6 protein-coding genes are annotated in these 6,628 nt (G+C 70.5%); 4 read left to right on the forward strand and 2 right to left on the reverse strand.

Annotation, left to right across the window (positions count from 1 at the left end):
• Positions 1-55: 55 nt before the first annotated feature.
• Positions 56-1,840 (forward strand): ATP-binding protein, encoded by a 1,785-nt coding sequence (locus JL106_RS04865; protein ID WP_205259567.1) that lies wholly within the window; start codon positions 56-58, stop codon positions 1,838-1,840.
• Between the two features lie 23 nt (positions 1,841-1,863).
• On the opposite strand, the gene JL106_RS04870 is transcribed toward JL106_RS04865, so the two are convergent.
• Together JL106_RS04870 and coaA are read right to left on the reverse strand one after the other, a co-directional pair.
• Positions 1,864-2,775: an aminotransferase class IV gene (locus JL106_RS04870; RefSeq protein ID WP_205259568.1), complete on the reverse strand. Its 912-nt coding sequence runs from the start codon at positions 2,773-2,775 to the stop codon at positions 1,864-1,866.
• A 20-nt stretch (positions 2,776-2,795) separates the two neighbouring features.
• A complete protein-coding gene (gene coaA / locus JL106_RS04875; RefSeq protein ID WP_205259569.1) occupies positions 2,796-3,839 on the reverse strand; it encodes a type I pantothenate kinase in 1,044 nt (347 codons plus the stop codon).
• A gap of 139 nt (positions 3,840-3,978) precedes the next feature.
• Between coaA and ygfZ the strand changes: the two genes are divergently transcribed.
• The 3 genes from ygfZ to JL106_RS04890 all read left to right on the forward strand — a co-directional run bounded on the left by ygfZ (position 3,979) and on the right by JL106_RS04890 (position 6,525).
• Complete coding sequence (gene ygfZ, locus JL106_RS04880; RefSeq protein ID WP_205259570.1) at positions 3,979-5,103, forward strand: CAF17-like 4Fe-4S cluster assembly/insertion protein YgfZ; 1,125 nt, start codon at positions 3,979-3,981, stop codon at positions 5,101-5,103.
• Positions 5,104-5,149: 46 nt separating this feature from the next.
• Positions 5,150-6,127, forward strand: a complete 978-nt coding sequence (locus JL106_RS04885; protein ID WP_205259571.1) for a threonine ammonia-lyase — start codon at positions 5,150-5,152, stop codon at positions 6,125-6,127.
• A 152-nt stretch (positions 6,128-6,279) separates the two neighbouring features.
• The gene (locus tag JL106_RS04890; protein ID WP_205259572.1) at positions 6,280-6,525 is read left to right on the forward strand and encodes a DUF3073 domain-containing protein; all 246 of its coding nucleotides are present in this window, start codon (positions 6,280-6,282) and stop codon (positions 6,523-6,525) included.
• The last annotated feature ends 103 nt before the right edge of the window (positions 6,526-6,628 follow it).

Here is a 6,628-nt window from a genome sequence, read left to right on the forward strand (position 1 = left end):
GTTACTCCTAACTCAGGCGCTTAGACTCTCGGCACCGACGGCCAGGAGGAGGACCATGGAACAGGCGGAAGCCGCCGCCCTTGTCGAGTACCTGCGAGCCTTCGGCAGTGAGGATGCCTCGATCGAGGCCAAGACGGCCAGCACCACCCTGCCAACTTCTGTGCTTGAGACCCTGTCGGCGTTCGCCAACAGTCCGGGTGGGGGCACCCTCGTGTTGGGCGTCGATCAAGGCGCAGGATTCGCTGTCACCGGGGTCGGCGATGTCGCCAAGCTCCAGCATGACTTGGCTTCACAAGCCCGCGACTCACTGAGCCCTCCCCTCCGGCCAGCGATCCACATGCACACGGTCGACGGCGCTAACATCATTGTCGCAGACGTCTCTGAACTGCCGCGGAGCCAGAAGCCTTGCTACATCACCAGCAAAGGAATTCAGAAAGGCAGTTACGTTCGGGTGGCCGACGGTGATCGACACTTGACTACCGAGGAAGTCAATCAGGTGATCGCTGAGCGGGGCCAGCCGCTTTTCGATCACGAACTGGTGGACACGGCCACCATTGAAGACTTGGACCCGAATGCAGTGTCTGGCTTGCTTTCGCGGGTAAGGGAGCGCAACCCGCGCGTCTTCGGCCGCGAAGACAGTTCAACCATCCTCAGGATGCTCAACGTCCTCAAGGCAGACGCCGGCGGAGAGCTTCGCCCTACGATCGGTGGCTTGCTTTCCCTCGGCAGGTACCCGCAGCAATTCTTCCCGCAACTCTGTCTCACTTTTGTGCACTACCCTACGACTTCCGGGGAGCCTACAGGTGCGACGCGCTTCTTGGACAACGTGCGCATCGATGGATCGATTCCCGCAATCGCCGCCGAGGCACTGGCCGTGGTTCAACGCAACATGTCGCGAAGGGCGATGGTCGATGCTTCCGGTCGTCAGGATGTCTGGGAGTATCCACCCGAGGCGCTCCGGGAAGCACTGGTCAACGCTCTAGTCCATAGAGACCTGAGTCCCGGTACACGTGGCACTCAGGTACAAGTGGAAATGTTCCCCGATCAGTTACGCATTTTGAATCCGGGCGGCTTGTTCGGCGCAGTCGATATAGGCCGATTGGGTGACGAAGGCGTTTCGTCGTCACGAAATGGCTTGCTACTGCGATTACTCGAGGACACTTACGCACCGGGAACGACTCGCACGGTGTGCGAGAATCGCGGATCCGGTATCCGTACGATGCGCGCGGAGTTCTCTCGGGCTGGGATGCGACCGCCGGAGTTCACCGACCGTGTCACATCGTTCCGGGTAGTGATGCCCAACCACACACTGTTCGACGACGAGACGGTCAAGTGGCTCGGCTCGATCGGGATCGACGGACTCAAGGACACTCAGCGTACTGCGCTCGCGATCCTCAGGACTGGACAGGTGATGGACAACGCTCGGTACAGAGTGGCGACTGGGCTTCTAGACAGCCGGGCCGCGACCGCGGAGTTGCAGGACCTCGTCGCCCGCGAACTGGTGGAGCAGACCGGCACGCGGGGAGGCGCCCGGTATTCATTGAGTGACTACGCCCGCACGATCGATGCCGGCGAAGGTCGACGCGTTCGTCCGAATCGGAGAAAGCAGATTCTCGAGTTGATCGCGCTCCGCACCGAATTGTCGAAGACCGAGGTGAGCTCTCTCCTCAATCTAAACCCCAAGACCGCGGAGCACTGGCTGGGGCGCCTGAAAAGAGAGGGAGCCATAGTCGCGGTAGGCACCGGTCCACGAAATACGCGTTACCAACTCGCGCCGCCCCCAGCTCAGCATCAACCGCAGCAACAAGATGGCCTCTTCGAAGACCCGAGCTCCGGCTGACCTCATCCGCTTCGGCGGTCGAGTCAGCCGGTCGGAACCTGCAGCAACGCTGCCAGTTCCACGGTCAGCGCGCGCTGCCGGTCGGAGTCCCGGTCGGCCCCGTCGACGGCGGTGACCGGGGCCAGCAGCCGCGCCGAGGAGACCAGCCACATGCCGTCGGCGGCGTGCAGGTCGGCGGACGGGACGACCTGCGACCCGGTGGACCACCCGGCCGCCTCGGCCGCGGCGAAGAGCCGCCGCACGGTGATCCCGGCCAGGATGCCGTCCACCGGCGGAGTGACCAGGCTGCGCTCCCAGGCCAGTACCACGGTCGCGGTCGGCGCCTCCAGCACCGCGCCGTCCGGGGCCACGAACACCGCGTCGTCGGCACCCTGGGCGACGGCGTGTCGGACGGCGGCCATGTTCACCGCGTACGACAGCGTCTTGGCTCCGGCGAGCAGCCACGGCACTGCCGCGGCGTCGCCCCCGCCGATCCCGCGGTCCAGGGTGAGCACCCGGACACCGCGGCGCTGGGCGCGGACACCGTCCGGCACCGGCCCGACGGTGACGAAGCAGGTGGGACCGGCTCCGGGGGCGCCGCGGGTGGCCACCAGGCGGACCAGCGTCTGCGACCAGTCGGCACCGCCGTCAACACCGCCGTCAGCACCACCGTCAGCACTGCCGGCGGGGACGGCGGCCAGCGCGGCGTCGATCCCGGTCCGCCAGGCGCCCGGACCGGGCAACGTGAGCCGCAGGGCGGCGGCCGACCCGGCCAGCCGGCGCAGGTGCTCGTCCACGTCCCGGGCCACGCCGTCCACGGCCAGGGTGGTCTCGAACACCCCGTCGCCCCGCAGCACGCCGCTGTCGTCCGGGCGCAGCAACGGCGCGTCGCCGGGCAGGACCGTGCCGTCCAGCAGGGCCACCAGCATCGTCGGCGCGCTCTCGGTCCCGTCCATGGCCGTCGGTCCCCCGCCGCTCACAGCTTCCGGAGCCGGATCCGGCTCACCGAGTGGTCCGGCCCCTTGACCATGACCAGGGTGGCCCGGCCGCGGGTGGGGACGATGTTCTGGAGCAGGTTCGGGCCGTTGATGTCGTTCCAGATCCCGCGGGCGAACGCCACCGCCTCGTCGTCGGTGAGCGCGGCGAACCGGTGGAAGAACGACTGCGGGTCGGTGAACGCGGTCTGCCGCAGCCGCAGGAACCGCTCCACGTACCAGCGTTCGATGTCCTCGACGGCGGCGTCCACGTACACCGAGAAGTCGAAGAAGTCGCTGAGGGCCAGCGCTCCGGCGCCCTCCTCGTCGTGCTGGGCGGGCTGCAGCACGTTGAGACCCTCGACGATGAGCACGTCGGGACGGCGCACCACGATCTCGTCCCCGGAGACGATGTCGTAGGTCAGGTGGTCGTAGCGCGGGGCCCGCACCTCGGCCGCACCGGACTTGACCTCGGCGACGAAGCGGAGCAGTGCACGCCGATCGTAGGACTCGGGGAAGCCCTTGCGGCTCATCAGCCCCCGCTCCTGCAGCACCGCGTTCGGGTACAGGAAGCCGTCGGTGGTGACCAGCTCCACCCGGGGGGTGTCGGGCCAACGGGCCAGCAGTTCCCGCAGCACGCGCGCGGTGGTCGACTTGCCGACCGCGACCGAACCGCCGACCCCGATGACGAACGGGGTCCGGTCGCCGCGCTCGCCGAGGAACGTCGAGGTGACCCGGTGCAGGCTGCCGACGCTGCCCACGTACAGGTTCAGCAGCCTGGACAGCGGCAGGTAGATGGTCGCGACCTCGTCCAGGTCGATCGGGTCGCCCAGACCGGAGAGCCGGTCCAGCTCGGCGGCGGTCAACGGCAACGGCGTCGACGGAGCCAGCGCGGCCCACTCGTCACGGTCGAGTTCGACGTACGGGGACACCCCCTGGTCGGTGAACACCGGACGGCGGCGGACCGAGACACCGCCGGTGCCGTGCCCGATCGATCCGATCCCGTCCGACGTCGTGCTGCCGCCGGGTCCGTGCTGACCAGTCATGGCACGCCATCTTTCCCGGTCCGGCCGGGCTGCGGGCGCCGGGGGTCGCCGATCGGCTCGCCGGACGGACGATCGGGCGGGGACCGGCGGCCGGCCCGACGACCACTCGGGTGTCCGACCCGGGACCTACCATGGCCGCATGTCCGACGCCGTGGAAGATCCCGCCCGACGGTCCCCGCTGCTGCAGCTGCCGGGCGCCGTCGCGGCGACCGGCCCCGACGCGGGCGTGGCCTGGCACTACGGCGATCCGCTCGCCGAGCAGCGGGCCGCGGAGCGGTCCGCCGTGCTGCTGGACCGCTCGCACCGCGGTCGGCTGGTCGTGACCGGGGAGGATCGGAACAGCTGGCTGCACACGGTGACCAGCCAGCACCTGGCCGGGCTCACCGACGGCACCGCCACCGAGGCGCTGGTGCTCTCGCCCAACGGCCACGTCGAGCACCACTTCGGCGTCACCGCCGTCGACGGCGTCGTGCACCTGGACACCGAGGCGTCCGTCACCGCCGCGCTGCTCACCTACCTGGACCGGATGCGGTTCTGGTCCAAGGTCGAGATCGCCGATGCGACCGGCACCCAGGCCCTGCTCACCGTGGCCGGACCGCAGGCCGACGCGGTACTGCGGGCGGCGCTGGACGTGGCGAGCCTGCCGGGCAACGGCGCCGCGACGGTCATCGAGGGCGGCTGGATCCGTCGCGCCGACCTGGGCACCCTGCCCGGCTGGGACGTGTCTGTCCCCGCCGACCGGCTGGGGACGGTGGCGTCGGCGCTGCTGGCCGCCGGTGCCCGCGCGGCCGGCAGCTGGGCGGCCGAGGCGCTCCGGGTCACCACCCGCCGGCCCCGACTCGGTCTGGACGTCGACGACCGCACCATCCCGAACGAGGTGGCCTGGCTGGACACCGCCGTCCACCTGGACAAGGGCTGCTACCGCGGGCAGGAGACGGTGGCCCGCGTGCACAACCTGGGCCGGCCGCCGCGCCGCCTGGTGCTGCTGAACCTGGACGGCTCGCAGGACCGGCTGCCCGAGCCGGGCGATGCGGTGACCACCGCGGCCGGCCGGACGGTGGGCCGGGTCGGCACCGTGGTGCAGCACCACGAGGACGGGCCGGTCGCGCTGGCCCTGGTCAGACGGGGAGTCGAGCCGGGCACCCCGCTGTTGGCCGGCGGGGTGGACGCGATGATCGATCCGGCCGACGCCGCCGGGTCCACGGTCGAGCGTGGCGCGGACCGCATCGACCGGCAGGGTTTCCGCGAGGTCCGCCGCTCCTGACGGAGCGATCCGAACCGGCCCGATCCGCCTTCCAGGAGTGTCATCCATGTCGTTGGTCGACCTCGACCAGATCCGCGACGCCGCCGAACGGATCCGTCCCTGGGCCGTCCGGACGCCGCTGGTGCCGTCGCCATGGCCGGGACTGTGGCTCAAACCCGAGTCCCTGCAACCGATCGGCGCGTTCAAGATCCGCGGCGCGATCACCGCGGTGTCTCGGCTCGATCCGGTCGAGCGGGCCCGCGGCCTGCTCGCACACAGCTCGGGCAACCACGCCCAGGCGGTCGCCTACGCGGCCCGCGTCTTCGGGGTGTCGGCCCACGTGGTCATCCCGGACAACGCGCCGCAGCGCAAGATCGACGCGACCCGCGCCCTGGGCGCCGGCGTCGAACTGGTTCCGGTGGAGCAGCGGTTCACCCGACCCGAGGAGCTGCGGCTGGCCACCGGCCAGCCGATGATCCCGCCGTTCGACCACCCGGACGTCATCGCCGGGCAGGGCACGGTCGGCCTGGAGATCGCCGAGGACTTCCCGTCGGCCCCCGGTCGCGACGGTCCCACCGGCCGGGACGTGGCCACCGTGCTGGTCCCGGTGTCCGGCGGCGGCCTCATCTCCGGCGTGGCCGTCGCGATCAAGGCGCTGGTGCCGGACGCCCGGGTGGTCGGGGTGGAGCCGGAGCTAGCCGGGGACGCGGCGGAGTCCTTCCGGCTGGGCCGGCGGACGCCGTGGACGGCCGCCGACACCGCCCGCACCGTGGCCGACGGACTGCGCACCTTCAGCGTCGGTGAACTGCCCTGGCAGCACATCAGCGCACTGGTCGACGACATCGTCACCGTGACTGAACAGGAGATCCTGGACACGACCCGGCGGCTCGCCCTGGAGGCTCGCCTGCTGGCCGAGCCCAGCGGGGCAGTGCCGGTGGCCGCGTACCTGCACCACGCCGACCGGCTCCCGCCCGGCCCGACCGTCGCCGTCGTCTCCGGTGGCAACATCGACCCGGCGCTGCTGGCCCGGCTGGTCGGCGGTTGATCCCGGTCGGCGGTGATCCCGGTCGGCAGCGAGGCCCGGCCGGAGGCTGGGTGCCATCGCCGGAAGCCTGTATCGTGGGATCCACGACAGACATCTGACTCCGGGGCCGCCATCCGTGGCCGCCCCGCTTCTCACGTGCAAGGGGGTCCGCCATGGGGCGTGGCCGTCAGAAGGCGAAGCAGACCAAAGTGGCGCGGGAGCTGAAGTACCACTCCTCCGACATCGACGTCACAGCCTTGCAGCGCGAACTCGGCGGAGGCCCGGTGCGACAGCCCGTATCCCCGCCGCCTCCGGTCGAGGAGGAGGAGGACGATCCGTACGCCGCGTACGCGGCCCGCTACGGCGCCCTGGATGACGACGATGAGAGCGACCAGCTCGCCACCCGTCGTCGAGCCTGACCTCTCAGCACACGCGTTCCGACACGGACCCGCCCCGGCAGCGCCGGGGCGGGTCCGGGTCGTGTCGGCCGCCCGGCGCGCCGAACCCCGTCGGGACCCCACC

The organism is Nakamurella leprariae (assembly GCF_016918035.1).
Lineage (GTDB): Bacteria > Actinomycetota > Actinomycetes > Mycobacteriales > Nakamurellaceae > Nakamurella > Nakamurella leprariae.

Bases quoted from the DNA above. Each gene is read 5' to 3' on its own strand.
- JL106_RS04865 (WP_205259567.1), top strand. From the start codon at position 56: ATGGAACAGGCGGAAGCCGCCGCCCTTGTCGAGTACCTGCGAGCCTTC.
- JL106_RS04870 (WP_205259568.1), bottom strand. From the start codon at position 2,775: ATGGACGGGACCGAGAGCGCGCCGACGATGCTGGTGGCCCTGCTGGAC.
- coaA (WP_205259569.1), bottom strand. From the start codon at position 3,839: ATGACTGGTCAGCACGGACCCGGCGGCAGCACGACGTCGGACGGGATC.
- ygfZ (WP_205259570.1), top strand. From the start codon at position 3,979: ATGTCCGACGCCGTGGAAGATCCCGCCCGACGGTCCCCGCTGCTGCAG.
- JL106_RS04885 (WP_205259571.1), top strand. From the start codon at position 5,150: ATGTCGTTGGTCGACCTCGACCAGATCCGCGACGCCGCCGAACGGATC.
- JL106_RS04890 (WP_205259572.1), top strand. From the start codon at position 6,280: ATGGGGCGTGGCCGTCAGAAGGCGAAGCAGACCAAAGTGGCGCGGGAG.